This is a genomic window from Synechococcus sp. UW106 (assembly GCF_900474015.1).
Lineage (GTDB): Bacteria > Cyanobacteriota > Cyanobacteriia > PCC-6307 > Cyanobiaceae > Parasynechococcus.
This window is the reverse complement of the sequence record NZ_UCNV01000011.1, coordinates 90,023-115,206: the sequence shown is the minus strand read 5'-3', so window position 1 is coordinate 115,206 and position 25,184 is coordinate 90,023. Positions and strand designations below refer to the sequence as shown.

33 protein-coding genes and 2 tRNA genes are annotated in these 25,184 nt (G+C 59.0%); 16 read left to right on the top strand and 19 right to left on the bottom strand.

The window, feature by feature from the left end; translation table 11 throughout:
* Positions 1-34: 34 nt before the first annotated feature.
* Genes DXY30_RS11740 through DXY30_RS11725 form a run of 4 tightly spaced genes read right to left on the bottom strand, consistent with a single transcriptional unit; the run spans position 35 to position 3,421 of the window.
* Entirely contained in the window at positions 35-949 is a 915-nt protein-coding gene (locus DXY30_RS11740) for a lysylphosphatidylglycerol synthase domain-containing protein (RefSeq protein WP_115095103.1), read from the bottom strand.
* A complete protein-coding gene (gene larC, locus DXY30_RS11735) occupies positions 949-2,157 on the bottom strand; it encodes a nickel pincer cofactor biosynthesis protein LarC (protein ID WP_115095102.1) in 1,209 nt (402 codons plus the stop codon). Before larC ends, DXY30_RS11740 begins: the two co-directional genes overlap by 1 nt.
* Positions 2,154-2,801 (bottom strand): hypothetical protein, encoded by a 648-nt coding sequence (locus tag DXY30_RS11730; RefSeq protein WP_115095101.1) that lies wholly within the window; start codon positions 2,799-2,801, stop codon positions 2,154-2,156. The genes larC and DXY30_RS11730 overlap by 4 nt, the downstream gene beginning before the upstream one ends.
* On the bottom strand, positions 2,801-3,421 hold the full coding sequence (locus tag DXY30_RS11725; RefSeq protein WP_115095100.1) for a hypothetical protein: 621 nt from the start codon (positions 3,419-3,421) through the stop codon (positions 2,801-2,803). The genes DXY30_RS11730 and DXY30_RS11725 overlap by 1 nt, the downstream gene beginning before the upstream one ends.
* Positions 3,422-3,514: 93 nt before the next feature.
* Here DXY30_RS11725 and DXY30_RS11720 point away from each other — a divergent pair, with 93 nt between their 5' ends.
* Positions 3,515-4,327, top strand: a complete 813-nt coding sequence (locus tag DXY30_RS11720; RefSeq protein ID WP_244281389.1) for a tetratricopeptide repeat protein — start codon at positions 3,515-3,517, stop codon at positions 4,325-4,327.
* On the opposite strand, the gene DXY30_RS11715 is transcribed toward DXY30_RS11720, so the two are convergent.
* Positions 4,293-4,577: a hypothetical protein gene (locus tag DXY30_RS11715; RefSeq protein WP_115095099.1), complete on the bottom strand. Its 285-nt coding sequence runs from the start codon at positions 4,575-4,577 to the stop codon at positions 4,293-4,295. The two genes, DXY30_RS11720 and DXY30_RS11715, sit on opposite strands and share 35 nt — an antisense overlap.
* Before the next feature lie 55 nt (positions 4,578-4,632).
* Here DXY30_RS11715 and xth point away from each other — a divergent pair, with 55 nt between their 5' ends.
* Positions 4,633-5,463 carry an exodeoxyribonuclease III gene (xth, locus tag DXY30_RS11710; protein WP_170951256.1) on the top strand — a complete coding sequence of 277 codons (831 nt, stop codon included), beginning with the start codon at positions 4,633-4,635 and terminating at the stop codon, positions 5,461-5,463.
* A 6-nt stretch (positions 5,464-5,469) separates the two neighbouring features.
* Here the strand turns inward: xth and DXY30_RS11705 are convergent, their stop codons facing one another.
* Complete coding sequence (locus DXY30_RS11705) at positions 5,470-6,921, bottom strand: FAD-linked oxidase C-terminal domain-containing protein (protein ID WP_115095200.1); 1,452 nt, start codon at positions 6,919-6,921, stop codon at positions 5,470-5,472.
* A gap of 136 nt (positions 6,922-7,057) precedes the next feature.
* Between DXY30_RS11705 and hemL the strand changes: the two genes are divergently transcribed.
* From hemL to DXY30_RS11690, 3 genes are read left to right on the top strand one after another with little or no spacing between them, the layout of a single operon-like run.
* A complete protein-coding gene (gene hemL / locus DXY30_RS11700) occupies positions 7,058-8,359 on the top strand; it encodes a glutamate-1-semialdehyde 2,1-aminomutase (protein WP_115095097.1) in 1,302 nt (433 codons plus the stop codon).
* Positions 8,325-8,831, top strand: coding sequence for a hypothetical protein (locus tag DXY30_RS11695; protein WP_244281388.1), 507 nt, complete (start codon positions 8,325-8,327; stop codon positions 8,829-8,831). The genes hemL and DXY30_RS11695 overlap by 35 nt, the downstream gene beginning before the upstream one ends.
* On the top strand, positions 8,806-9,228 hold the full coding sequence (locus tag DXY30_RS11690) for a cytidine deaminase (RefSeq protein ID WP_115095096.1): 423 nt from the start codon (positions 8,806-8,808) through the stop codon (positions 9,226-9,228). The genes DXY30_RS11695 and DXY30_RS11690 overlap by 26 nt, the downstream gene beginning before the upstream one ends.
* A 302-nt stretch (positions 9,229-9,530) precedes the next feature.
* Here the strand turns inward: DXY30_RS11690 and DXY30_RS11685 are convergent, their stop codons facing one another.
* Positions 9,531-9,998 carry a nucleoside 2-deoxyribosyltransferase gene (locus DXY30_RS11685; protein ID WP_115095095.1) on the bottom strand — a complete coding sequence of 156 codons (468 nt, stop codon included), beginning with the start codon at positions 9,996-9,998 and terminating at the stop codon, positions 9,531-9,533.
* A complete protein-coding gene (locus DXY30_RS11680; RefSeq protein ID WP_115095094.1) occupies positions 9,998-10,390 on the bottom strand; it encodes a phosphoribosyltransferase in 393 nt (130 codons plus the stop codon). Before DXY30_RS11680 ends, DXY30_RS11685 begins: the two co-directional genes overlap by 1 nt.
* A 35-nt stretch (positions 10,391-10,425) precedes the next feature.
* Here DXY30_RS11680 and DXY30_RS11675 point away from each other — a divergent pair, with 35 nt between their 5' ends.
* Positions 10,426-10,686 carry a hypothetical protein gene (locus DXY30_RS11675; RefSeq protein WP_115095093.1) on the top strand — a complete coding sequence of 87 codons (261 nt, stop codon included), beginning with the start codon at positions 10,426-10,428 and terminating at the stop codon, positions 10,684-10,686.
* 43 nt (positions 10,687-10,729) lie between these two features.
* Here the strand turns inward: DXY30_RS11675 and DXY30_RS11670 are convergent, their stop codons facing one another.
* Entirely contained in the window at positions 10,730-11,719 is a 990-nt protein-coding gene (locus DXY30_RS11670) for a glycosyl transferase family 2 (RefSeq protein ID WP_115095092.1), read from the bottom strand.
* 114 nt (positions 11,720-11,833) lie between these two features.
* Here DXY30_RS11670 and DXY30_RS11665 point away from each other — a divergent pair, with 114 nt between their 5' ends.
* Positions 11,834-12,895 (top strand): amidohydrolase family protein, encoded by a 1,062-nt coding sequence (locus tag DXY30_RS11665; protein WP_115095091.1) that lies wholly within the window; start codon positions 11,834-11,836, stop codon positions 12,893-12,895.
* 58 nt (positions 12,896-12,953) lie between these two features.
* Here DXY30_RS11665 and DXY30_RS11660 read toward each other — a convergent pair whose 3' ends face one another.
* Positions 12,954-13,451 carry a YajQ family cyclic di-GMP-binding protein gene (locus DXY30_RS11660; RefSeq protein WP_115095090.1) on the bottom strand — a complete coding sequence of 166 codons (498 nt, stop codon included), beginning with the start codon at positions 13,449-13,451 and terminating at the stop codon, positions 12,954-12,956.
* Positions 13,452-13,550: 99 nt separating this feature from the next.
* Between DXY30_RS11660 and DXY30_RS11655 the strand changes: the two genes are divergently transcribed.
* A complete protein-coding gene (locus tag DXY30_RS11655; RefSeq protein ID WP_115095089.1) occupies positions 13,551-13,967 on the top strand; it encodes an MAPEG family protein in 417 nt (138 codons plus the stop codon).
* On the opposite strand, the gene DXY30_RS11650 is transcribed toward DXY30_RS11655, so the two are convergent.
* The 3 genes from DXY30_RS11650 to ebsA are packed head-to-tail and all read right to left on the bottom strand — an operon-like array spanning position 13,968 to position 16,013.
* Entirely contained in the window at positions 13,968-14,504 is a 537-nt protein-coding gene (locus tag DXY30_RS11650) for a DNA recombination-mediator protein A (protein ID WP_038556374.1), read from the bottom strand.
* A gap of 16 nt (positions 14,505-14,520) precedes the next feature.
* Positions 14,521-15,618 carry a phosphotransacetylase family protein gene (locus DXY30_RS11645; RefSeq protein ID WP_115095088.1) on the bottom strand — a complete coding sequence of 366 codons (1,098 nt, stop codon included), beginning with the start codon at positions 15,616-15,618 and terminating at the stop codon, positions 14,521-14,523.
* Positions 15,619-15,644: 26 nt separating this feature from the next.
* The gene (ebsA, locus tag DXY30_RS11640; RefSeq protein WP_115095087.1) at positions 15,645-16,013 is read right to left on the bottom strand and encodes a type IV pilus biogenesis protein EbsA; all 369 of its coding nucleotides are present in this window, start codon (positions 16,011-16,013) and stop codon (positions 15,645-15,647) included.
* Positions 16,014-16,049: 36 nt separating this feature from the next.
* On the opposite strand from ebsA, the gene DXY30_RS11635 reads away from it, so the two are divergent.
* Complete coding sequence (locus tag DXY30_RS11635) at positions 16,050-16,787, top strand: SDR family oxidoreductase (RefSeq protein WP_115095086.1); 738 nt, start codon at positions 16,050-16,052, stop codon at positions 16,785-16,787.
* Here DXY30_RS11635 and map read toward each other — a convergent pair.
* Positions 16,768-17,613 carry a type I methionyl aminopeptidase gene (map, locus tag DXY30_RS11630; RefSeq protein WP_115095085.1) on the bottom strand — a complete coding sequence of 282 codons (846 nt, stop codon included), beginning with the start codon at positions 17,611-17,613 and terminating at the stop codon, positions 16,768-16,770. The two genes, DXY30_RS11635 and map, sit on opposite strands and share 20 nt — an antisense overlap.
* Positions 17,614-17,666: 53 nt before the next feature.
* Here map and DXY30_RS11625 point away from each other — a divergent pair, with 53 nt between their 5' ends.
* From DXY30_RS11625 to gltX, 6 genes are all read left to right on the top strand, one after another.
* Positions 17,667-17,954 carry a PepSY domain-containing protein gene (locus DXY30_RS11625; protein ID WP_115024033.1) on the top strand — a complete coding sequence of 96 codons (288 nt, stop codon included), beginning with the start codon at positions 17,667-17,669 and terminating at the stop codon, positions 17,952-17,954.
* Between the two features lie 25 nt (positions 17,955-17,979).
* Positions 17,980-18,456: a 50S ribosomal protein L19 gene (rplS, locus tag DXY30_RS11620; protein ID WP_115095198.1), complete on the top strand. Its 477-nt coding sequence runs from the start codon at positions 17,980-17,982 to the stop codon at positions 18,454-18,456.
* Positions 18,457-18,513: 57 nt separating this feature from the next.
* Positions 18,514-18,586 (top strand) — tRNA-Trp (locus tag DXY30_RS11615).
* A gap of 37 nt (positions 18,587-18,623) precedes the next feature.
* Complete coding sequence (locus DXY30_RS11610; protein WP_006043540.1) at positions 18,624-18,812, top strand: hyperconserved protein Hcp; 189 nt, start codon at positions 18,624-18,626, stop codon at positions 18,810-18,812.
* A gap of 217 nt (positions 18,813-19,029) precedes the next feature.
* Positions 19,030-19,103, top strand: a tRNA-Asp gene (locus tag DXY30_RS11605).
* Positions 19,104-19,124: 21 nt separating this feature from the next.
* A complete protein-coding gene (gltX, locus tag DXY30_RS11600; protein ID WP_115095084.1) occupies positions 19,125-20,558 on the top strand; it encodes a glutamate--tRNA ligase in 1,434 nt (477 codons plus the stop codon).
* Here gltX and DXY30_RS11595 read toward each other — a convergent pair.
* From DXY30_RS11595 to wecB, 4 genes are read right to left on the bottom strand one after another with little or no spacing between them, the layout of a single operon-like run.
* Entirely contained in the window at positions 20,502-21,767 is a 1,266-nt protein-coding gene (locus tag DXY30_RS11595; protein WP_115095083.1) for a sodium:proton antiporter, read from the bottom strand. The two genes, gltX and DXY30_RS11595, sit on opposite strands and share 57 nt — an antisense overlap.
* A complete protein-coding gene (locus tag DXY30_RS11590; protein WP_115024038.1) occupies positions 21,757-22,002 on the bottom strand; it encodes a hypothetical protein in 246 nt (81 codons plus the stop codon). Before DXY30_RS11590 ends, DXY30_RS11595 begins: the two co-directional genes overlap by 11 nt.
* The gene (locus DXY30_RS11585) at positions 22,002-22,604 is read right to left on the bottom strand and encodes a DUF1643 domain-containing protein (protein WP_170951250.1); all 603 of its coding nucleotides are present in this window, start codon (positions 22,602-22,604) and stop codon (positions 22,002-22,004) included. Before DXY30_RS11585 ends, DXY30_RS11590 begins: the two co-directional genes overlap by 1 nt.
* A complete protein-coding gene (wecB, locus tag DXY30_RS11580; protein WP_115095081.1) occupies positions 22,573-23,685 on the bottom strand; it encodes a non-hydrolyzing UDP-N-acetylglucosamine 2-epimerase in 1,113 nt (370 codons plus the stop codon). Before wecB ends, DXY30_RS11585 begins: the two co-directional genes overlap by 32 nt.
* Before the next feature lie 209 nt (positions 23,686-23,894).
* Between wecB and DXY30_RS11575 the strand changes: the two genes are divergently transcribed.
* The gene (locus DXY30_RS11575) at positions 23,895-24,989 is read left to right on the top strand and encodes a type IV pilus twitching motility protein PilT (protein WP_371638809.1); all 1,095 of its coding nucleotides are present in this window, start codon (positions 23,895-23,897) and stop codon (positions 24,987-24,989) included.
* Here the strand turns inward: DXY30_RS11575 and DXY30_RS11570 are convergent, their stop codons facing one another.
* Positions 24,990-25,166, bottom strand: a complete 177-nt coding sequence (locus tag DXY30_RS11570; protein ID WP_115024352.1) for a chlorophyll a/b-binding protein — start codon at positions 25,164-25,166, stop codon at positions 24,990-24,992.
* Positions 25,167-25,184: the final 18 nt, after the last annotated feature.

Here is a 25,184-nt window from a genome sequence, read left to right as displayed (position 1 = left end):
CCGGCGACGACTCAGCACCACAACAGCCAGGGGGTCAGCATGAACGTTTCAAACGTTGCTCCACCAGCCGATCCGCCACAAGTGCCGCGCTGGCAACAACATCAGCAAGGGTGGACAAGAGCCGATAACTGAGCACGACGGCCAGCAACTGCGCTTCCGGAACGGCAGGACCCAACCGAAGCAACAAGGTGGCTTCAAAGACCCCCAGACCACCAGGGGCACCGGGGACCACCAGCCCAACGGCATAGGCCAGTCCAAATGCTGCGAGCCAGGTAAATGGCGCCGGGCTGCGAATGCCAAAGGCCTGCACGCTGCACCAGAACCCGGCAAAGCGGCAGAGCACAAACAGCAGCTGAAGGGTGAGTGGCCGCCAGGGGTAGCCGCCGCGGCCACTCCCCTCACTCTCCAGTGGCCCGCCGCCAGTCGACTGCAACTGCGCCGCCTTCGAACGCTCCAGCCGAAGCAGGAGCGGCTCCCGCCACCGCGGAATCATCAGGAGCGCTGGCAAGGGAGCGAGCAGTGCAAGGCCCTGCTGCCATCCACCAGCAACCACAACAAAAATGGACGCCGCCACAATCAGGAGCGGATCAAGAATCACACCGGCCAGGGCCGGTCCACCGCCAATCACCGGGCGCAGCACCCTGACCCGCTCCACCAGATGCCAGATTCCTCCTGGCAGGTACTTCAGCAGGTTGCTGCGCACAAAAAGCGGCACCACCGCGAGGTCCTGGGGAGGGTGCCTCAACCAGACCAGCAGGTCGCTCCAGGCCAGACCATTGATCAGGATGCTGAGCCAGGTCAGGCCCAGACCGAGCAAGAGCCACCACCAACCATTGGCCACCAGGCTCAGCTGGCGAAGCTGGCCAGCCTGCTGGGCCATGGCCACAGCAATGAACACCAGGCTGGCCAGCGTGATCCAGAGCTTGGGTTGGCGGAAGATTTTGCCCATCAGGCCCAGTCTTCCGTGCTGACAAACGGTGCAGCAGCTGCGGCAGCCCTCAGCTCATCAAGACCACACCCCGTGCTGGCCTGAAGAGCCTCCAGGGCATCAGCTTCGGCTTTGACGGTGCAACGACCATCCGGGCGCCGCACTTGTTTGGCGGCGAGGGGACCCCAGGGGGTGTCGAGCACACCATGGCGCCTCGGCAACACCCAGCGTCCCTGGCGCCGCTCCCGCAAACCAATGCTGCTGCCAGCACTGAGCCAAAGCCGGCGCATCTCGTCGGCATCACCATCCCGCACCAATGCAGTTATGGCCTGACCACTGCGGCCCTTTTTCATCAACAACGGCTGCACCGCCACATCAATCGCCCCCGCATCTCGCAACCGATTGGCCAATGCCGCAACCTCCTCAGGGGTGGCGTCATCAATCCAGGCTTCCTGAACGACCAGCGACTCCCAGCGGGGACCTGCAACCGCATCCACCGACGGCGTGTGGAGCACCAAGCGCACAAGGTTGGGGCGATCCAACTGGCGATGGCCGAGGCCGACGCCGATCTTTTCGGCCACCAGAACATCAGGGGCCACAAAGCGATCCGCCAGCACCGACACCAAGGCCAGACCCGTGGGCGTCACCAATTCCCCCGTGGGCAGGTCACCACCCTGTAGAAGCGGAATGCGGTGACGACGTGCCAGTTCAAGCACTGCAGGAACGGGGACGGGCAACAGGCCATGGGCTGTTGACACCGTCCCGCCCCCAGCAGGCAAGGGGGAACAGAGCACCTCTGTCGGGTTGAGATCTTGCATCGCGGCACAGACCCCCACCACATCCACAAGGGCATCGATGGCCCCCACTTCATGGAAATGAACGCACTCAGCCGAGATCCCATGCACCGTGGCTTCGGCTTCCGCCAGGCGGGTGAACACGGCAAGAACGGTTTGCTTCAGCGATGGAGCCAAGGCAGCTGCATGGATCTGATCGCGGATCTCCGACCACTGGCGGTGGGGAGGCTGATCCTCGAGCCCCTGCACATCAACGCGGATCCCCCGCAGTCCGCCGCTGCGCGCCTCATGCTGGGTGAGGCGGTAGCGCCCTGCCAAACCGAAGGCCGCCAGGGGCGACTCCACAACGGCCTGATCCACACCGAGATCCAACAGGGCGGCGAGGAGCATGTCCCCCGCCAAACCCGTTGGCGCATCAATCCAGAGCGCGCTCATCGCCCCAGACGCGGGGCCGCCTCCAACAGCGCAACCACCTCACGGTCAAGCGCCAGACGCTGCTGACGCAGTTGCTGCTCGATCTCCCGACGGGCCCGACGCTGCTCCCGCTGAGCGGTGGCAACATCATGGCCGGAAAGTCCCCAGAGCCGTCCCAGCAAAGCGCGGTCATCTGCACCACCACGGGCCTGACCGAAGACCACGGTCTCCGCCGCGATGCCGGCCTGGAGCACCCGGCTCCAACGCCGCAGATCCTCGAGGGGCATGCGAACACTATCCGGCACGGTGAACTCAGTGGCACCACTGCTGCGCAGCCCAGCACGCACACAGGCAAGGGTTCCAACCAGCACCTGCTGCACCGGAAGTTGCTCCTCTTCAGCAATCAGGACATGGCCCGCCTCATGCACCGCAATCCGACGCAGACGCTCCTGACCACCGGGCAAGGCTTCGGCCAGGATGTGGCCACCCATGCCCTGCCAGGTGGCGGCATCAACACTGAGGGTGACCAGAGCACCCCCGACAGCCACCACAATCCAAGCGGAGGACAGACCCAAGGCAGGGCCAAAGGCTCCGAGAACGGTGATGCCGGCAACAGCGACACCAGCGCGCAATATCCCCGTGGAACCCTGCCCCTCCTCCGCCATCAGCTCCGAACGCGGGAGGTGGCACGACCACGGCCTCCCTTGGATTTGCCACCACGCGTCGGCATCGGGGCGATCACCTCGTGCTGTTCCAGATGAAGTTCCTGTCCCTGCCGGCGCAGGTCGAGGCTGACGAAGTGGCGCAGGTTTTCCAGGGGAAGCTCGCCCTTGATCTGGAGCTTGAAGGGGAGCGGCCGGTGGCCGTCAGCCCGGGCCTGCTGCCGCACCTTCACCACCATTTCGCCGGTCTCGGGCTTGGTAAAGATCAACTCCCCTCTGATGGAGAAGTAGTCGTCTCCCTCGGGCAAGGTATCTGAGGCCTCAGCTTGCTCCGGCGAAAGAGTGCTGGGTTCCCAGACACCAGCAATCTGAAGATGGAGATGATCACTTTCGCGGCTTCTGGGGTACACCACCCAGAGGTGCGGTTGATCCAAGGGCAGATGCCGCCGGATCAGGGTGAGCACTCGACCGAGCACAACGGTTTCCAGGGGGACCCCCTGGGCATCGGTCAACGTGCCGCGGGTGAGTTGGTCGGGATCGGTAGGGGCGTAGGTGCCCCGAACGAGACCGATGGCCCGGTACTGCAACGGCTCTGTAACCGGGGGAATCGGATGGGCGCGCATTGATCCAGATCCGGGCGGAGTCAAAAGCCCTTGTGAAGACTGTAGCCAGCCCACCGCAATCCCCTCAGACTGAAATAGCTGATTCGAGATCGGATGCAGAGCCCGCGCCGGATCCTGTTGCTGCTGGTGTCCATGGTTGGGGCTGCACTGGTCGGTTGGATCGCTGCTGCCTCCATGGCCCCTGAAACCCGCGCCCGCGGAAGTCGTCTGGCTGAAGATCCTCAGGTCGAAGCGCTGATGCAGCAGCTCCAGCTCCAGGAGGAGCTCAGCGAGTCAGAAAGTGTTCTCCTTCTGGAACGTTTGATTGCTCTGGAACGCCTTCAGGAAGCCGAAGTGGCACTGCAACCGTGGATCACGGCCCGTTCTACCCCCCGCGAACTCACCTTGTTCAAAGCGGAGCTGCAACGCCTCAATGGCCAGCCCGAGGCAGCCCGACGCAGCCTCAATCAATTGCTGCGCTTGCATCCGAATGATCCGCAGGTTTTGCAATTGCTGGTGCTGCTGGATCAGCAGCGGGGACGCCAAATTCAGGCCACGACTGAACTCACCACCCGTTTCAAGGGCCTGGAACCGGGACAACGCCTGGAGATCGGTCTGCTTCTTGCCGATCTCTTACGTCAAAGCGGATCCCACCAGAAAGCGGTCAACCTGTATCGGCAACTGGCTGCAGAGGAGCCGAGCAACACAAGGCCCTTGCTGGCCCTTGCGCTGTTGCAGCAGGACCAAGGCCACACAAAGGATGTTGAAGCTCTGCTGAAGCAGGCCCGCCAACGGCGGGATTCAAATGGACAGATCGATCCATTGATCGATGTTCTGGCAGGGCGGCTCGGATTGAGCGCTGCACGCAATGCCGCCTCGGAACAACCTGGTCCTACGGCGATGCGGGCTGATTCTGGAAGGCCTTGAGGGCCTCATCAATGGCATCGGAAGGTGGCGTGGCGTCATCCATGGCCGTCGACCGCCGGATCCTGTTCATCAGATCCATGGGGTTAGCGGCGTCAAGAACGGAGCCGTTGTCATTGGTGTTTCCGTAAATCTCTCGTTCTTCGCGGTTCTGATAAGGCGCATCCACCTGGGCATTTGCGCCAACAGGGATGGTCGCTGCGATCAGGCAGGGCAGAACAAGTTGTGCGACAGCCGCAAGACGGGAGGACATCAGCGGATTTCGGGGTGGGCTGATGCTAAGGGTCTTTTTCACCACCGGATCAACCGTGCAGATCGCCACCTGGAACGTGAATTCCGTTCGCACGCGACTAGATCAGGTGCTCAGTTGGTTGGAGAACGAGCAACCGGATCTTCTCTGTCTGCAGGAAACCAAGGTTGATGACCCGCTGTTTCCTTTGCAGGACTTCAAATCTGCTGGCTGGCACGTGCACATCCATGGCCAGAAGGCTTACAACGGCGTCGCCCTGATCAGCCGCAACCCCTTGGAGGATGTGCGCTGCGGATTCGTTGGAGAGCTCCCTGACGAGGCTGAAGCTGCGGATCTCGGCGAACAGAAACGCGTGATCAGCGCACTGCTGAATGGCGTCCGCGTGCTCAACCTCTATGTACCGAATGGATCAAGCCTGAAATCAGAGAAATATCCCTACAAACTGACCTGGCTTGGTTGCCTCAAGCGTTACCTCGAGGCCCAGCAGGAGCGCGGCGAACCGCTGTGCATGGTCGGCGACTTCAACATCGGGCTTGAAGCACGCGATCTTCCCGACCCCGACCGACAAACCGGCGGCATCATGGCCAGCGATGCTGAACGCAGTGCGCTTCGTGCCGCCCTTGGGGAGCGGCTTCAGGACGTGTTCAGAGTCTTCGAGCCAGATTCCGGCCACTGGAGCTGGTGGGATTACCGCAGCGGCGCCTGGGACCGGGACCGCGGCTGGCGCATCGATCACATTTATCTCTGCGAGGAACTACTGGGACTCGCCCGGAGCTGCATCATCCACAAAGGTATGCGCGGCAACCTGCAACCCAGTGACCACGCACCGGTCAGCGTTGACCTCGACTGGCCTCCATCCGATGACGACAACGATGACCTGCTGTTCTGATCGCAGTCAGTAGAGCTCCACGCCTGCTGGCAGCGTCACCATGCGTTTGGCCGATTCACCACAGGTGCGTGGCGTGGGAAGCACCTTGCCGGGATTGGCGCGGTTGTCGGGGTCGAAGGCAGAGCGCAACAGAGCCATCGTTTCCAGATCATCCGGGCCGAACATCCAGTCGAGATAGCAACGCTTGTCGGCCCCGACGCCATGCTCACCGCTGATGCTGCCCCCGGCGTCGAGACACACCCGCAGGATGGCGGCACCGAGGTCCTTCACCCTCCGCTCCACATCGGGCTGATCCAGGGAATACAGGATCAATGGATGGAGGTTGCCATCACCCGCATGGAAAACGTTGGCCACGGGAAGGCCGTGCTCCTGGCTGAGCCGTTCAATCGCGGCAAGCACCGAAGGAAGGCTGCTGCGAGGCACCACACCGTCTTGCACGTAGTAGGTGGGCGTGATTTTGCCGACCGCTGAAAAGGCAGATTTACGCCCTTTCCAGAGCACAGCGCACTCCGTGGGGTCCTGGGCCCGACGCAGGCCACGGGCCCCCGCTGCCCGACACAGCTGATCGGCCCGTTCTGCTGATGCCTGAACCTCAGCGTCCTGGCCATCCAGCTCAATCAAGAGCACCGCTGCAGCGTCACGGGGGTACTCGTCGTAACCGAAAAAATCGTTCACGGCGTTGATGGTGACGTTATCCATGATTTCCATCCCGGCCGGCAGCAGACCGCTCGCGGTCACAGATCGCACCGCTTCCCCCGCAGATTCCATCGTGGCGAAATCTGCCAACAGCACGTTCACGCACTCCGGCGCCCGGAGCAGGCGCAGGGTGATGGCCGTCGCGATGCCCAGCGTCCCTTCACTGCCGATGAAGGCACCACGTAGATCCAACTCGCAGGATTCCGCCAGCCCGTTGCCCAGCTGGGTGGTTGTTCCGTCGGGCAACACCACCTCAAGCCCCAGCACGTGGTTGCTGGTCACGCCGTATTTAAGGCAGTGCACCCCGCCTGAATTTTCTGCCACATTGCCGCCAATGCTGCAGACCACCTGACTGGACGGATCCGGGGCGTAATAAAACCCGTCACCCGCCACAGCCCGCGTCACCCAGCTGTTGATAACCCCGGGCTGGACCGTGACCCGTTGATTGGCCAGATCAAGCTCGAGCACGCGACGCATCCGACTGGTCACAACGAGGAGCGCCTGCTGATCCACCAGCGCTCCCCCCGAGAGGCCGGTGCCGCTACCGCGAGCCACGAATGGGACACCGTGTTGATGGCAGCACCGCAGGATGGCGGCAACCTGATCGGTGGTTTCTGGCAGCACCGCGAGGGGTGGGCAATGACGCTCAAGCGTCAGTCCGTCACAGTCGTAACTCAGCAGTTCTTGACGCTTCGCCACGATGGCCCGAGGGGGCAGACAGCGGCGCAGATCCCTCTCCAGAACTGACCAGTTATGGCTCACAGCGATCTCGATCTGACCCAAGACTACGCATCAAAAAGCTTGCGAAGTGGGCAATTAAGAAACACAGCAAACAGAACTGGACGTTCCTGAGTCAGGATGTTGCACGGTTTGCATCAGCCCTTTGGCGTCGGTTCCAGTGACAGCTCCCGCGTTGAACACCAGCCATTCCGAAGCCATCTTCGGAGCAGCACAGACCCTGATGCCCGGAGGCGTCAGCTCCCCAGTGCGGGCGTTCAAGTCGGTCGGCGGTCAGCCGATCGTGTTCGATCGAGTCAAGGGTCCCTACGCCTGGGACGTGGATGGGAATAAATACATCGACTACATCGGCAGCTGGGGGCCTGCAATCTGCGGCCACGCCCACCCCGAGGTGATCGCAGCACTGCAGGAGGCGATCGAGAAGGGCACCAGCTTCGGAGCACCCTGTGCCCTGGAGAACACCCTGGCCGAGATGGTGATCGACGCTGTTCCCAGCGTTGAGATGGTGCGGTTCGTCAACAGCGGCACGGAAGCCTGCATGGCTGTGCTGCGCCTGATGCGCGCCTACACCGGCCGCGACAAGGTGATCAAGTTCGAGGGCTGCTACCACGGCCATGCGGACATGTTCCTGGTGAAGGCTGGCTCCGGAGTGGCAACCCTTGGGCTGCCCGATTCTCCAGGCGTGCCCCGCAGCACCACCGCCAACACCCTGACGGCTCCATACAACGATCTAGAGGCCGTTAAAGCTCTGTTTGCTGAGAACCCCGACGCCATCTCGGGCGTCATTCTCGAGCCGATCGTCGGCAACGCTGGTTTCATTCAGCCGGAACCAGGCTTCCTCGAGGGGCTACGCGAACTCACCAAAGAGAACGGAGCGCTGCTCGTGTTCGACGAAGTGATGACGGGATTCCGGATCAGCTACGGCGGCGCCCAAGCCCACTTCGGTGTCACCCCAGACCTCACGACCATGGGCAAGGTGATTGGTGGTGGTCTGCCCGTTGGCGCCTATGGCGGCCGCGCCGACATCATGGGAATGGTCGCGCCTGCAGGCCCCATGTATCAGGCCGGAACCCTCAGCGGTAATCCCTTAGCGATGACCGCAGGTATCAAGACCCTTGAATTGCTCAAGCAGCCCGGTAGCTACGAGAAGCTGACCGCCACCACCCAGAAGCTCGTGGCGGGCATCAAGGAAGCAGCACAGGCCGCCGGTGTGCCGATCACAACCGCCAGCGTGAGCGCCATGTTCGGCTTCTTCCTCTGCGAAGGCCCGGTGCGTAACTTCGAGGAAGCCAAGGCCACGGATTCGGAACGCTTCGGCAAGCTGCACCGCGCCATGCTCGAGCGGGGCGTCTATCTCGCACCTTCCGCCTTCGAAGCCGGCTTCACCTCCCTGGCGCACTCCGACTCCGACATCGAAGCCACAATCAATGCCTTCCGCGAAAGCTTCGCGGCCGTGGCCTGATCCCGCCGTGCTGGCCTCAGAACCTCCTCCCCCTCCACTGGTCTGCACCATCCAGACCGTGGAGAGCAGGTGGTCAGGCCAACCCATTCCTGGCATTCGTCAGCTTGAACAACAGCAATTCCAGATTGATCGGGTTGGCAAACCCAGCATCGATCCGGTGACGGTTATCGAGAGCAGGCTCACACCTCTGGTGGAACAATTCAGCAGTTCCGGTGTTGAGCAGATTGAACGCTCAGGGATGACCTATCACTGGTCCTACGAAGCCCCCTTGGGTCCTCTCCAATTCAGCAATGGCGGGAGAGCAACAAGCCCAGCCCGCGAAAGTCGTGTCGCCGTGAGCGGCGATCTGATTATCGACGTGCCAAACGGTTTCAAACTCAGTCAGCAATCCCGCCTAACCCAATCCGGTGGGACACAAACCCTGAGCAGCCTTCTTGAAACAGCCCATGGCTCCTGCCGCGAACAACGCTGAGTCGCTTCTGGTGCAGGCTCGGCAAGCAGCCAAGCGTGCCTATTGCCCTTATTCGAACTTCCATGTAGGTGCCGCCGTGCGGTGTGAAGACGGGAGCGTGATCGACGGCTGCAACGTTGAAAACGCCAGCTATGGGCTGAGCATCTGCGCGGAGCGCGTCGCGCTGTTTACCGCAATCAGTCTGGGCAAACGACCAATTGCACTGGCCGTGAGCTGTATCGACACCCAGACCAATGCCTCGCCTAGCTCACGCATGCCATGCGGCGCTTGCCGTCAGGTGATGCAAGAACTCCTGCCGAGCGACGCCCATGTCAACATCGACGGGGTTGGCACTATGCAGCTTGACCAACTTCTCCCAGCACCATTTCAGCTTGGCGCGCCAAAAAGCAATCGATAATTACAGCAATAAATTCGAAACAATTGACCAGCAGGGCAACATTTTTTTCAAAATCATTAACCAGATAATTAGCCATTACTCTAATCACGAAGCGAGGGAACTGTTCAGGTCACGGCATGTCACACACACCCAAACAAGCCTCGCACGGTCGAACCAAAAGATACATAAAAACACCTCAACCAAAACTTCATCACTCCCATGAAGTCACAACAAGCTTCCAGAAAAACAATATTTCTATTAATTTTTCACCATCCAGCTAAAAAAGGAAACATAAAACTACGCCGTTGATTCGCAGACAAAAATCAAGAGTGGACCCAGCGCGCCAAGGCTTTCTGAGGATCACTAATTTCGGACAAATCGCTATAAACATACTGCGGCCATTCAACCTCTGGAAGGCCTGCAAATAGCATCAAATTGAGTGGATATTCTTCCGAATCTGTACAGCGACGAAAGTCATCCCGAAACAGGAATGTTGGCTTACCAAGAGCAATCGCCGCACCAAGCTCCACCATCACTCCTTCATCGGGTGGCGTTCCATTCACGATCGCGAATAGGGCATCGGCATCACGCACATCCTGCAAGTCCCGCTGGGCAACGCGATAGGCCCAACCGGGTTCCGCCAAATTCACCTGACCATTTCGCGCAAAGGGCTCCCACACCTCTAACCCCAGGGCTTCCAACTCCCCGATGAACTCTGGCAACAACAGCCGCTTCCACTGGGCAGAAAAGCCGTAAGGAGACGCCAAATAAATCGTGCGCAAGGACGTCATCACAGCCCACGCGAAGAGCGATAGGCCTGCTCATCCGCACGAGCCTTTTCGAGGTTTTCCCAGGGGAACACCACCCATTCCGAAGACTCTGCAACAACGGCTGCCGTCCACCAGTCAGGACAGCTCTTGCTAACCCATACGGCAAAGGAGGCCTGCGGCACCTCAGCTTTCAAAGCGTTCAACGTGCGCCCGGTTTCATAGACATCATCCACAATCAACGCAGATGGTTGTGGGCTTAAAAGCAGGGGGCGATCGATGGCATGGCTGAGCGCAACCGCGAGGCATAGGCCACCCCTGGGGACCCCGTAAACCCCCGTCACAGCTGAATCCGCAAACCGTGAAGCCAGCAGCTGCACAGCCTGATCAAATTGAGCCCAGCTGAGAACCTGCATAGCCGGAGAATGGCACATCCACGCTGTGATGCCCCTTGAACCGAGACATCCCACCCCAAGAGCAAACCCGCAAATGGTTTCGCAGCCATCTGCTCAACCGGGAGCTGGAATTGCAGGAGCTGTATGACCTGCCTCAGGGCGAACTGGATCTGTTGATGGCCGAAACCGCCGAAATCCGCTCGGACACAGAAAACCGATCCCGCAGCCACGGTCGCTGGTGCACCGCGGGCTACGTTCTGGAACTGGCCCGAATCATTGATACACGACGCGCCCGAGACCAGGTCGATTTCAGCTAGATCCTTCGGCCCAGGGATGAAGGATGACACCGCGATAGCAAATTCAATCCCGTTGCATCAAGACAAAATCACGGACTTGTTCAAACCAGCCCAACCATGACTGGCGGGCTTCAAAGTCACGCCGAAGCAGCTTCAGGACTCTTTTCTGATAACTCACTTTATGCGGATCTGAAGCAAGCAGTTGCTCTGTATCCCTGATTTCACGATCGATCGTACGCTTTCGATAAACATTTTGGATCCTTGCAACGCTGTTACGCAGCTCTTGTTTGGCCGACTCAGGGTCACCACCAACATCATCCCGAAGACGATTCAACATCGATCGATCCAACGACATTTGGTACGGATCCAGCTCATCTGGCATGGAACGAAGCACGTTCAACAGAAAGGCCACACGGGCATGACGACTGGGGAAATCCATCGAATCCGCTGCAGCGTCCAAATTCACCTGCTTGCGCCCTGAGCTCTGCGCCAAGGTTCGCTTCACCACACCACCCTCTTTCAGCAGAAGGTCATCGAGCCCTCGAAGGTAGTAGTGCTGAACAGGGAATTGTTTCCCCTGAGCAACCCCAAGACAGCGACCAGATCCCTGGGTGATAGAGGCATGAAGACGAAGCCGCTTGAGAGCAGATGTTTTGACGATTGATTTCACCTGGGGGAAAACAAAAAATCTCTTTTGAGCAGACTCAAAGAAATCATCGTCCATGGAAGCTGTCAGCCTCCATGGCATCAGGAGAGATTCAACATTTTCCTCTTCAAGGAATCGAAATAAGCCTGGATGCAAGTATTCATCAGCATCAATAACAGCAACATAATCCTCTCGAATCAGATCCTGAACACTGGAGATCCTCTGCCCTTCAGACTCATGGAATTGAATCTCGTTTTTTGCAAATATCTCTTTGCACAATGGTGCCGCTCCTGGAGCAATCACAGGATAAAAAGCGTCAACACCAAGTCGACGATGATGATCAATAAAAGATTTGAGATAAGGGGCTTCACCATCAAAAACGCGAACGACGATGGCGAAACTGCTCACTTAATCCAGGGAATTTAATTCAAATTACCACAACATGTCCTTTAAAAACATGTTGCCTGCAGGGCTTGCAACAGAGAACACGACTAACACTGAAGCCAGTAATCTCTCCCTGCAATGGCCCCTCTTCAACGGCGCGAGGTTTTGGGCCTGGGCGGGCTAAGCGCAGCGGGGTTGCTGCTGCAAGCCGCATCTACACCTCAGGGGCCCTCTTCCGTTCAACAGCAGCCCCTCAAAAAGATTGCCCTCGAGGAGCACTTTTCCATCAAAGTCCTGCTTCCCAGGGAGCAGGAAGTGAGCTTCTTTGCGCCCGAAATCCTTGCCGCGATCGAACCGCGACTCCCCGAACTCGGGGAAGCCCGATTGAAAGCCATGGATGCCGCAGGCATCGACATCGCCGTGCTTTCACAAACAGCGCCTGGCATTCAAGGCATCAGCAGCCCAACAGAAGCATCAGGCCTTGCCATCGAGGCGAACAATGCACTGCACAGCGCCACTGCCATGCACATGACGCGATTCAAAGGGTTTGCAGCCCTGAATATGCAGAATGTCGACCATGCATGCGACGAACTCAAGCGTTGCGTCCTTGAGCTCGGTTTTGTAGGTGCACTGGTCAACGGCAGCAGCCAAGGCATCTACCTCGACGACCCCTCTATGGCCCCACTGTGGTCATGCATTGAGGATCTGGATTTTCCGCTCTACCTGCATCCAGGCATCCCGACGGATCAACCGTCGCCCATGGTGAAAGAGCTGGATGGCGCCACCTGGGGATGGTCCTTTGATACAGCCACCCATGCCCTGCGCTTGATCGTGAAAGGAGTGTTTGAAAAGCACCCAGGCGCAAAAGTCATTCTCGGCCACATGGGTGAAAACCTTCCGTTCTATCTCTGGAGACTGGACAGTCGCTTCGCCACAACGCGTTATCGCGACAGCATCAGCATGTCCCCTGGTGATTGTTTCCGAAAGCACTTCTGGATCACAACATCGGGCGTTTGCGACAACGCTGCTTTGCAGTGTTCGATCGACTCCCTCGGGGACGATCGCGTCATGTTTTCAACAGACTATCCATACGAAGACATTGAACTTGCGGGGCATTGGATTGAACAGGCCCCCGTCAGCAATGCAATCAAAAAGAAAATATGCCGCGACAATGCTCGACAACTACTGAAGCTAACTTGAAAGATGATTAAAACTCAGAATATCCTGAGATACAGGTGCTTAGAACCTTGGCTTCTGATCAGCGATAGTTCTCAAACTGGAGGGGAACATCGAGCTCATCTTCCTTACTCTTGACGAGCTGAATTGCGACCTGAAGATCATCCTTGCTTTTGCCCGTGATTCGCACACTTTCCCCCTGGATCGCCACCGTCACTTTCTTGAGTTCGTCACGCACCATCTTGCTTAGTTTTTTGGCAATCTCCTGACTCAGCCCCTTGCGCAGCTTCACCACCTGCCTGACCCGATTTCCCCCCGCCGTTTCAGGAGTTTGAAAATCAAAAATCTTGAGTGAAAGATTGCGTTTGGTCGCTTTGGTTCGAAGCACATCCTCCACAGCTTGAAGCGTCATATCACTGGCCGTGGTGATCACCAGCTCTGTTTCTTCCAGATCAATCTCAGTGTTGGAATCCTTGAGGTCATAACGGTTACCCACATCGCGACGCACCTGATCGAGGGTGTTCACCAGCTCCTGACGGTCAAAGTCAGAGACCACGTCGAAGGAATACGTACTGGCCATGTCGCGAGCGTGTCGATCGTCCAGCTTAGAAAGCCACCGCCCCTTTCAAGGTTGCAGTCATCCCAGGCCCGTTATGGTCGCCGGACCTAATCGAAATCGATGACTCCTGCGTTTGCCTGGGCCCTCTGTCTGATGGGAGCCGTCGTGATGGTGAGCATCGTGCTTACCGGAGCCGGAAGGGCCAATGCAGACTTCACCATGGCTGACCTGCAGGCACCACGGGCGATGTTTGAACGGCTGCCCGCCTTCGGTCAGCGCGCGGTCTGGGCACAGGAGAACAGCTGGGAAGCTCTAACCCTGGGGGCCCCCGCGATGCTGTTGTGTCTGATCAGTGGTGTCAGCAGCACCAGTGCCATCGCTGCAGCGTGGATCTGGCCAGGCATCCGTTTCGTCTATCTGTTCGCCTACGTCGGCAATGTGCCTCCCCTGAGGGGACTGTGTTGGGCAACTGGGGTGACGGCCGTCGGCGTCTGCTACGTCGAGGGGCTACGGGCCGTGATCAGCGCCGCTGGCTGATCAGTCGAAATAAAGAAGACTCACCACCTTCCCCATATCTTCTGCCGTTCGCGCACTTGCAAGCAGCGTTTCACTGTCATGAAACGCGAGGCAGATCAACTGATCACAGCGGTTGATGATCTCCTGATTGCACAAACTGCTGGCCATGGGCAAAGGCAGATCGTCCTGCTCGGGCTTATCAACAAGGTGCAGCACACGATCCAGGAGATCACGGATTTCAGGCACCTGCCGATCGAGGCTCTGGGGCAACAAGACCGTGAGCTTGGAGGGATCCACCTCCAGACATCCGCGAATCACCGCAGCGTTTACCCCCTGGGATCCTGATGTGACCAGGGAATGCCCTTCCTGAACGAGAGAGCGTGCCACCAACTCGATCAGATGAACCGCAACAACGGGGACATGGCGGCTACCAAGGATGGCGATCCTTCGCTGACTTTTGTCCTGCAACAGTGCAAGTTCCTGCGCCAGGGTGTCAACCCGATCGAGAGCTGGCAGATCCAGTGACTGACCCAAGGAAAACCCGCCGCCTGATTTCATCGGAAGCTAGCAACCATCAGGCGTGTTGAACCGTCAGATTCAATGCACTGAAGAGCTGATCCAGCTTGCAGTGCTCTTCCACAAGACGGAAGGCATAGGTCGCCTTCACGGCTTCATGCAGCCGCACATGTCCGAAGGCCTGCTCAATCACTTCCACCGTGGCGAGCGTGTCGTGCTCCACCTTGAGGAGGGGCACATCCAGCTCTTCAGCGCGGTTGATCAATTGAGGGAGAGGTTCCCCTGCTCCAGTCAGGATCAGGCACTGGGTTGAAGCCTCCAGAGCAGCCAACTGGATATCAGTGCGATCAGCACCCGTGACGACAGCCATGTTGCGTCGTTTGCGGAAGAACTCCATGGCTGAATTCACATTCATCGCGCCAATACTCAGGGTTTCCACCAGCAGTTCTTGCCGTTCTGGGCAGCAAATCACCCGCGCATTCAGCCGTCTTACCAACTCACCGACGGTGACGCTGCGCAGCAATGGGGAACGCGGCATGACTCCGAACACCTGCAAGCCAAGGGCCTGCAAGGCAGGAACCACCTGACGCTCCAAGCTCTCGACCTCCTCGGGGGTGACAGCATTCAGGACGACACCGACCAGGCGATCTCCAAGGGTCTGCTTGGCCGCCAGAAGAGCATCCACGCTGCGACTGTCCTGCCACAGGTGCACCAGCACGACCTTGGCATCAAGACCTGTCGCCAATTGCGGCAGGCTGAGGCCATACAGCAGCCCCTCCTGCAGGCTTCCCGCGCACTCCAAAAGGGTGAGACCTTCGCCGGACTGTATTTGCTGCCGCAGTTCATCGAAACCTTCGCCTGCATCCAGCTCGCCCAGGCCAAGGCGCTGGGCAGCTGTTGTCGGAGACAGCAGATGCATCGATGGAATCAGACGCTCCGACGGCAGATTCAGCGTTTCACCAACAAAGCGAACGTCATCATCAATGAGGGGTTCCGGCAACGGCCCCTGGTTTGGATCCCAATCCAGGCTGGTGGCCAAGGGCTTTCCGAAACGGATCTGCTGTCCGGCTCGCGCAAGCTGCTGGGCAATTCCCAGAACTAGGGCCGACTTCCCACTGAACGGCTCGCACGATCCGATCAACAGTGTCGTTCCCATAGAGGTGATGCCTGTCATCAATGAATCTAGGCCTGCTCAGGAGCATCACTGCGCTCAATCAACAGCCACTGCCAGAACCCATCGGGGAGGTCTGGCTCCGATCGCTGCGGATGAGAGCGATCCATCAGCCAGGCCACCAGTTGATGAGTCACCAGAGAGAAATCAACGTCCCCCTCGGTATGACCGGGAAAACGGAGTTCGCATTCCAGCTTCTCCAGGGGCGCAGCGACCCCGTTCCAGCGGAGTTCATAGGGGTATCCATCCATTCCGGCAACGGGACGCCGCCCCTCCAGTTCACCGCGACGCAGGATCTGCAGGGCTGCGGCCAGATCCTGCTCACGACTGACACCACCGCAGTAGGGAGCAAACAGAACCAGTTGGGCAGCATCTGACACAGCTGGTGATGGGTTCCTGGTTCAGTCGATTCAAGGATGCCCCAAGCTGGCCCCATGGCCCAGTCCCCCTTCCACGGCCGAACCATCGGCATCACAGGCGCGCGCGGAGCTCTGGGCGTAGCCCTTTCCCGTTGCTTCCGTGGCGCAGGCGCCCACGTGATCGGTTTCACGCACGGTGCGACACCTCCAGAGCAAACGGATGGCCCCCACCGCTGGGTGAGCTGGAGCTGCGGCAACGAAGCCAGCCTGGACGCCGATCTGGCGGATATCGATGTTTTGGTTGTCAACCATGGAATCAATCCTCAGGGCAACCAAAGCCCTGACGTAATCAATCAAGCCCTGGAGATCAACACCCTGAGCAGCTGGCGGCTGATGCAGCGTTTTGAGGCCATCAGCAGAACCTCAACCCAGGGTTGTCCAAAAGAAGTGTGGGTCAACACCTCGGAAGCGGAAATTCAGCCTGCCGTCAGTCCGGTGTACGAACTCACCAAACGAATGTTGGGTCAGCTGGTGAGCATCCGTGGTGCTGTGCTCGATCGATCAGGGCGCGAAGCCCTGATCCTGCGCAAGCTTGTGCTCGGCCCCTTTCGCTCGTCGCTCAATCCCATTGGGGTCATGGGAGCCGATTTCGTTGCTGAACAAGTGCTACGCCAAGCCGGCTGGGGGTTTCGCCTCGTGATCGTGACCCCAAACCCACTGACCTATGTGTTGATGCCCCTAACCGAGCTCGGACGGAGGATCTACAGCCAGATCCTCAGTCGCCCCGATCCGTAAGGATCTCGCAACCGTCGCTGGTGACCAGAACAGTGTGTTCCCACTGCGCGGAAAGCGATCCGTCGCGGGTGACGACAGTCCACTGATCCCGGAGTGTGCGGCATGCCTTACTGCCAGCATTGAGGATTGGCTCAATGGCCAGGGTCATGCCGGGACGCAGGGTGACGTTAGGAAGCTCATCAGTGCGGAAGTTGAACACGGAGGGCTCTTCGTGCAGGTTCCGGCCCACACCGTGGCCGGTGTAATCCTCCACGACACTGAAACCGTTGGCCTTGACGTGGTCTTCAACCGCTCCCGCAATATCCAGCAGGGTGTTCCCGGCTTTGACTTGGCTGAGACCAGCCATCAAGGACTCCTTGGCAACACGGCTCAACGTCTGAGCTTCCTCGGGGGCATCACCCACGCAGATCGTGATGCAGCTGTCTCCGTGGTAGCCCTCGAAGTACGCGCCGGTGTCAACTTTCAGCAGATCACCCTGCCGAATCACCCGCTTCAAACTGGGAATGCCATGCACCACCTCGTTGTTGATGCTGGCGCAGATGCTCGCTGGGAACCCGTGATATCCCTTAAAGCTCGGGGTCGCACCCATTTCCCGAATGCGTTTTTCGGCGTAGGCATCGATATCCCCAGTGGTTTGACCGGGCTCCACCATTCCCATCACTTCCCGGAGCACGGTCGCAACGATGTGACTGGCCTGGCGCATGATCTTCACCTCGCGCGCCGATTTGATCTCAACACCTCGACGCTTTTGAATCCGCGGCCCGGTTGCTGTCACCTGCCCCTGCGCCGCCTGGGTGGATGCCAGAAGATCAGCAAAGAGATTCATGGCTCAACCGAATATCCGTCACGCTATCAACAGCAACCGAATTGATGCCGGTCATGACGCTGCTTGTGCGCTTGCGCGAACTGCACCGAAGCGTTGCACCATTCGTTCTGGCGCCACTGCTGGTGACGGTGTTCTCCGGCGTCAGTTATCGCTTGGCCCGTGATTGGTTCGGAGCGAGCCGCGAACAGGTGCACTGGTTGATGGTGGTGCATGAAGGGGAATGGCTTGGATCCACGCTGGAACCGGTTGTCGTGCTTCTCAACGCAGTTGGCCTGTTATGGATGCTGATCACAGGCGCGGTGCTCCTGATCGAACGATGGCGTCGAAAGGTACACTCATAGTTTGGCGATTCAACGCGGAGCTGGGATGGCAGCCGATTCGAAGGACACAGTGGTGACCGACGAGAACACCGAAGCGGCTGTGGATACAGCACCTGAGGCCTCAGAGGCGAAGCCCAACAAGGCTGCTAGCGCTCCTACCAAGAAGCTGAGCGCCGAGGCTCTGATTCGCAGCTTTGAGACGGCTCAGCAGAAGGATGATCTTCCTGAGATCTACGTGGGTGACACGGTTCGTGTTGGCGTGCGGATCAGTGAGGGCAACAAAGAACGTGTGCAGCCCTACGAGGGCGTGGTGATCTCCAAACGCCATGGAGGCCTCAATCAGACCATCACGGTGCGGCGGATTTTCCAAGGCATCGGTGTTGAGCGGGTGTTCATGGTTCATAGCCCCCAGGTGGCTTCCATCAAGGTGGAGCGGCGCGGTAAAGTGCGCAGGGCGAAGCTTTTCTATCTGCGGGAACGGGTGGGCAAGGCCACCCGCGTGAAGCAGCGCTTCGATCGCTGAGGTTTCGACCTCGTTCAATCAGTTGCCAACAACGTTGGCTTAGGGGTTCATCGCCTTGCGCCGTTAGTTCAGTTGGTAGAACGCAGGTCTCCAAAACCTGATGTCGGGGGTTCGAGTCCTCCACGGCGCGTCCGATGTTCCCCTCGTGCAGTTTCCCGGTTCTGAGCATGGAGTTGGATCTTCAACCTGGTGATGTTGTGAAGGTGTTGGAGTCAGCCGCCCTTGGCTGGGTCCGAGCCCGAGTGATACGCGTCAAATCTGGCGGCCGTGTGGTCGTTCAAAGTGATCAAGGTCGTGAGTTCACCGCTCGTGGCAATCAGGTTCGGCTGATTGAACCAGCTGGATTCCGCCCCTGAACTTTGTTCTGTCGGTTTTCAACCGATGTGAGCTGCTTTGTCCCGACGACACAGTCGTCGGGATTTTTTTAATGGCAGCGATCTGATGACAAACAAAGCTTGTTCGTCGCTTCAGTTGTTGACGGAGGGCAGGGCGACGGTTGATACTGATCAGGTCGTCAAGGCGACACAGATCAAGCTGTTCTGAGGAACACTCCTAAAAAGCTTGCTTTGATCTGGGACCGTAGTTCAACCGGTTAGAGCACCGCCCTGTCACGGCGGAAGTTGCGGGTTCGAATCCCGTCGGTCCCGTTCTCACCACCAAGATCCTCGATGGTGCGCGTTCGATTGGCCCCTAGCCCAACGGGCACGCTTCATATTGGAACGGCGCGCACAGCTGTTTTCAACTGGCTTTACGCCAAGCATGAGCAGGGAAAATTCGTGCTCCGCATCGAAGACACCGATAAAGAGCGGTCAAAACCTGAGTTCACCCAGAACATCCTTGAGGGCTTGCAATGGCTCGGGCTCAACTGGGATGAGGAACCCGTCATCCAGAGCGAACGGGTCTCCCAGCATCGTGAGGCGATTCAGTCCCTGCTCGATCAAGGATTGGCCTACCGCTGCTATGCCAGCGAATCGGAACTCACGGCCATGCGCGATGCGCAAAAAGCCTCCAACCAGGCTCCGCGCTACGACAACCGTCACAGGAATCTGACACCGGATCAGGAGCAAGCCTTTCAGGCGGAAGGGCGTGAAGCGGTGATCCGCTTTCGGATTGATGACGCCGCCGAAATCCGCTGGAACGACCTGGTGCGTGGAGCCATGAGCTGGAGTGGCTCTGACCTCGGTGGTGACATGGTCATTGCCCGTCGCGCGCCGGCGGATCAGATCGGGGACCCTCTCTACAACCTTGTGGTGGTGGTGGATGACGCCGCCATGGAGATCACCCACGTGATCCGCGGTGAAGACCACATTGCCAACACGGCCAAGCAACTGCTCCTTTACGAGGCCCTGGGTCTGCCGTTACCCACCTTTGCCCACGCCCCTCTCATCCTCAATTCTGAGGGACGCAAACTCTCCAAACGGGATGGGGTGACCTCCATCAATGACTTCCGCGCCATGGGATACACCCCTGACGCCATTGCCAACTACATGACCCTTTTGGGTTGGTCCGTTCCGGAGGGTATGGAGGAACGATTCAGCTTGAGCGAGGCCGCTGCCGTCTTCAGCTTCGAGCGTGTCAACAAAGCAGGTGCCCGCTTCGACTGGGACAAGCTCAACTGGCTCAACTCCCAGGTTTTGCATGGCTGGACATCGGAGCATCTCCTGAAAGAGCTGACACCACTTTGGGCTGAGCGCGGTTGGGACCAACCCAACAGCAACAGTTGGAGCCTCGACCTCTGTGCCCTGCTGGGCCCGTCGCTCACCCTGCTAAATGACGGCGTCGATCAGGCGGCACCGTTCTTTGAATGTCCGGAACTCCAGGAGGATGCTCTTGAGCAACTGGCTGTAGACGGAGCCAAAGCGGCCGTCACCAACCTGATTGAGCGCCTTGAGAGCCAACCATGGGATGGCATGGATACCGATCAAGCCAAGGCCTGGTTGGGGGATGCCGCCAAAGCAGCCGGTGTGAAAAAAGGAGTGGTGATGAAATCCCTGCGCGCCGCATTGCTGGGGCGTCTTCAAGGACCGGATTTGATCACAACATGGTCACTGCTGGCCCGAATCGGTGAGGACCTGCCGCGTCTGCGGCGCTGCCTCAGCTGACATTGCCTCAACGTCATCTCCTTTGACCAAACCGAGAGCCCGAGCTAACGGTTGAGCAGTAAGGCCCTGCAGACCAACTGTCATCAGGATTGTCAGAAACACCAGCCCCTGAAGACGTCCAGCCCCCAAGATGCCGGCCTGTTCGAGACGTATGGCGAACAGTGAGGCCACTGATGCCGTGACGATTCCTCGAGGAGCGAGCCAACCCAGAAACAGGCGTTGTTCAAGGTTGTAGGGCAGGCCAATTGTGGCCACCCCTACGCCGATCGGCCGCACCACCAGCATCAACGACAGCACACACAGAATCCCGCCCCAACCGAGCGGACTGAGTTCAGCCCAAGACACGTCAGCCGCCAGAAGCGGAAAGAGCATGGTAATCGCCAATTGCGCCAGTTCCTGAATCAGACCATCCAGTTCGGCGGTGTGCGGTCCTGGACGGCGACCGACGACGATGCCTGCTGCCACCGAAGCGGGAAGAGCTGATTCAGGCAGCAGCCACTCACTGACGCCGTACATCAGAAACAGCAAACCCAGGCTGAGCTGAAGCGGTAACCCCTTCAACTGATCGGGATTGAGTCGTCTCAGGACCTCTGACAAGAGCCAGCCGACGCTCCCGCCGATCAGCACACCGCCACCCAATCGATACAACAGGCCGAGCATGACCTCACGCCAGCCATGCAGATTGCCAATGGCAAGCTCCAACAGCAACAGGGCTAAAACAGCGCCGATGGGCTCAAGGACCAGTCCTTCAGCCTCAAGAACTTCACCCAGAGGCGGTGCGAGCCGAATCTGACGCACCAACGGGGTGACCACCGTTGGCCCCGTGGCTAGCACGATGGCGCTAAAGACGGCGGCAAGCGACCAGCTGAGGCCAGCAAGCCAATGGGCTGCCACCAGACCACCTCCAAGGGAGATCAACAGGCGTAGGGCTGCGATGCGCTGCACCGTGGCCTTGATCGTGTCACCGGGCAGGCGGAGATTGAGTCCGCCGTCGAACAGCACCAGGCTGACCAACAGACCCACCACAGTCCCAAGCCCAGAGCCAAGGTCGAGGGGTTCTACCCAACCCAAACCCGAGCGACCGATCAGCAGCCCAGACAGGAGCAGCAGAACAACTCCAGGCAATCCAGACGTGGCCGCCAGGAGGCGCGCCGAAGCACCCGAGAACACAGTGACGCCCCAGAGGAGGCCCAGACGCTCAGGCGTCATCGACGGAGGAGAACTGGGGTTCCACGCGCACGCCGATCACAGCCTGGGGCCGAACGACCAGATATTCACCCTCCAGATCGCTGATGGGAACGTTGACGAAGCCGCCCTGCGTCTCGGCATTGACCAAACCTTGGTACCACTCCTGAAAGGTCTCGAGTTTCGGGAAGAACACGCGCTCGGTCTGCCCTCCCACAAGGTGGAGATGGACGGCATAACGGCGAGGCGTACGGGACATCAGTGCGTAAGGACATCCGTCATGGTTTCCACAGGATGACGGATCGGTTCAGGCTCTGCCCAGAGAAAAGGGTGAAGAGCTGCCCGTCGCGGGGCATAAAGCGGATGGCGTGGCTGTCCCGAGGCCGTCAACCCCAACATCAAAGGGTGAGGAGAATCGGGAACAGATCGTTTGCGCTCAGCAAGCAACTTTTGAATCCCGTCAAGAACGGCCTGAGCCCGATCCAGTCGCGCCCCATTCACCCCCCAACCGCACCAGAGATCGACCCCAGGCATCAGGGACCAGTGGCTGAGCCATCGCATCAGGAAGTAGTCGTTCCGAACACCAATTGGATCCTTCACCCGGAGTAGCGCCGCAGGCGATGGCGAGATGCGAGCAAACAAATTGAGAACGACTAATTGCCGATACCCCCATTCCCTTGTGAAGCCAATCAATCGACGCAGGGTCGGGTCATCGCGCTGTCCATCAGCCCTTGAGGGGTTCAGTCCGATGAAAAGCAGGCAACCCTCCCCCGCGCCCAAGCAACGCCGCAGCCACCAGCGATAGCAGCCATCGCTGCTCAGCAGCGCCTCAGACTCCGAGGTGGCGGCAACACCGCTCAAGAATGCGTTCGCTGGCGTGACCATCGCCGAAGGGATTAACGGCTCGGGACATCTCTTCATAGGCCGTGGGATCCCCAAGCAGGCGTGAGGTCTCTTCCACAATCACATTGGGATCGGTGCCGACCAGCCGAGCCGTTCCCGCATCAACGGCCTCCGGCCGCTCCGTGGTTCGCCGCAAGACCAGAACAGGTTTGCCGAGCGCGGGAGCTTCCTCCTGGAGACCGCCGGAATCGGTAAGCAGCAGGCAGCAGCCTTTCATCGCCGCAACAAGCCGGTCGTAATCCAGAGGTTCGGTCAGAACGACACGAGGATGACTCCCCAGAAGAGCTTGCAATGGCTCACGCACCGTTGGATTGCGATGCATGGGCAGCAGGAGGGCCGTGTCGGGATATCGATCCAGCACCTGCAGCATGCCTGCAGCGATGTCATGGAGACGATCACCCCAATTCTCCCGCCGATGCACGGTGGCCAGGATCACCCTCTGTTGGGCCCAATCGAGTCCATCGAACTGGATATCCGGCGCCGATTCCGCCATCAGCAACAACGCATCGATCACTGTGTTTCCAGTCACGGAGATCTCCCCGACAACACCGGATGCTTTCAGATTGGTTTCCGCCTTAGCCGTTGGCGCGAAGTGAAGTGACGCAATCTGGGAGAGCAGTCGACGATTGGCTTCTTCAGGGAAGGGGTCCAGAAGATTGTCGGTCCGCAGACCAGCCTCCACATGCCCAACCGGAATCTGCTCGTAAAACGCTGCCAGGCCAGCGGCAAAGGCCGTGGTGGTATCACCTTGAACCAGAACCAACTGCGGGGGATAGGCCTGAAAGTCTTCACGCAGCCCTTGAAGCGCTGCACAGGTGACGTGCGTCAGGGTTTGGCGGGGCGCCATCAGATTGAGATCCTGATCAGCTTGGAGATGAAATAGATCCATCACCTGGGCCACCATTTCACGGTGCTGACCGGTCAGGACGACCCGGGTCTTCAGCGCATCACAAGCCTGGAACATCCGGATGACCGGAGCCAGCTTGATCGCCTCTGGACGCGTTCCCAGAACGATCGTGACGCGGGGCTGTTCAGCCATTCCATCCAGACGGACCGCTGGAGTTTACGGGCGATAACCCGGAGAGAACAGTGAGAAAACCTTGCCAGCCTCAGCATCGCGACGATCCTGAAGAGCAATCTCTCGCCATCACCGTGGCTCAGCCGGTTTTCCCCCCCAGCTTCCCGCCGCGTCCGACGTCAGACCGGACCCCTGAGACGTCAGTCCGAAGCCCTGCAGTATCTCCGGTCATCCAGAGCCCAGGGCCGAAAGCGGCGAAGGATGGTTCTCCAAGCCTGGAAGAGATCGTTCACATCGCCCATGAAGCCGGCCATTCCGATGTGCACCTAGGGGTTGGAGAAGTCCCGCGCTACCGAGCCCGAGGGGACATCCAGGGCACGGAATGGCCCATGACCGATGCCGATGTTTTTCAAGGATGGCTCCATGAAATCCTGACGCCTCAGCAAATCGATGCCTTCACCAGCGACAAGGAATTTGACGGCTCCCATGCTTTCCCCTTCGTGCGCGTGCGCATCAACCTGATGGATTCGCTGCGGGGGCCGGCAATGGTGCTGCGCCTGATTCCGCAGACAATCCTCAGCCTGGAGCAGCTGAATCTCCCAAGCGTGCTGGAAAGTCTCGCGGCCCGTCCGAAGGGACTGATCCTGGTGACTGGACCTACTGGATCTGGCAAGAGCACGACGCTGGCGGCCATGATCGATTGGATCAACCGCAACGAAGCTCGACACATCCTCACGATCGAGGACCCAGTGGAATTCGTGCACGAAAGTCGTAAGTCCCTCATCCGTCATCGCGAAGTGGGGTTGCACACGCTGAAGTTCCACAACGCATTACGGGCTGCCTTACGGGAAGACCCGGACGTGATCTTGGTGGGCGAAATTAGGGATCAAGAGACGCTATCCACGGCGCTCGAAGCGGCGCAGACCGGCCATCTGGTCTTTGGAACGCTTCACACCAATTCAGCGGTCAAGACCGTGGAACGGGTCCTTGGCATGTATCCCCCTGAAGAGCAAGAGAGCGTGCGCCGGTCGTTGTCAGAGGCACTGATCGGGGTGATTGCCCAGGGACTGATCAAGACCACCGATGGAAAGCGGGCGGCTTATCACGACATCTTGATCAACACAGACGCCTGCAAGGACTACATCCAGCGGGGGGCCCTCGATGAGGTGGAGGAAATCATGGAACGCAGCGGCTTCGACGGGATGGTGACGACCAATCAATCCCTTCTGGCCCTGGTGGAGTCGGATCGCATCGAGGGAGATCAGGCTGTTGCCGTGAGCCTCAAACCCAATGAGCTGGCTCAAGCCCTACGGGGCCGGAGCTGATCAGCCTCCGCTGAACACACGCACCAGCAGAACCACAGCAATCCCGGCGGACAGGCCAATCATCGCCAGGCGTCCGTTCCAGATCTCAGCCTGAGGAGTGAAGCCCCTCTTCCAAGCATTCAGTTCTTCAGCCTCCACTGGCGCCGGGGAATCTGATCTGGATTCGGGTTGATCCACGACGCTGGTGCCGAAGAG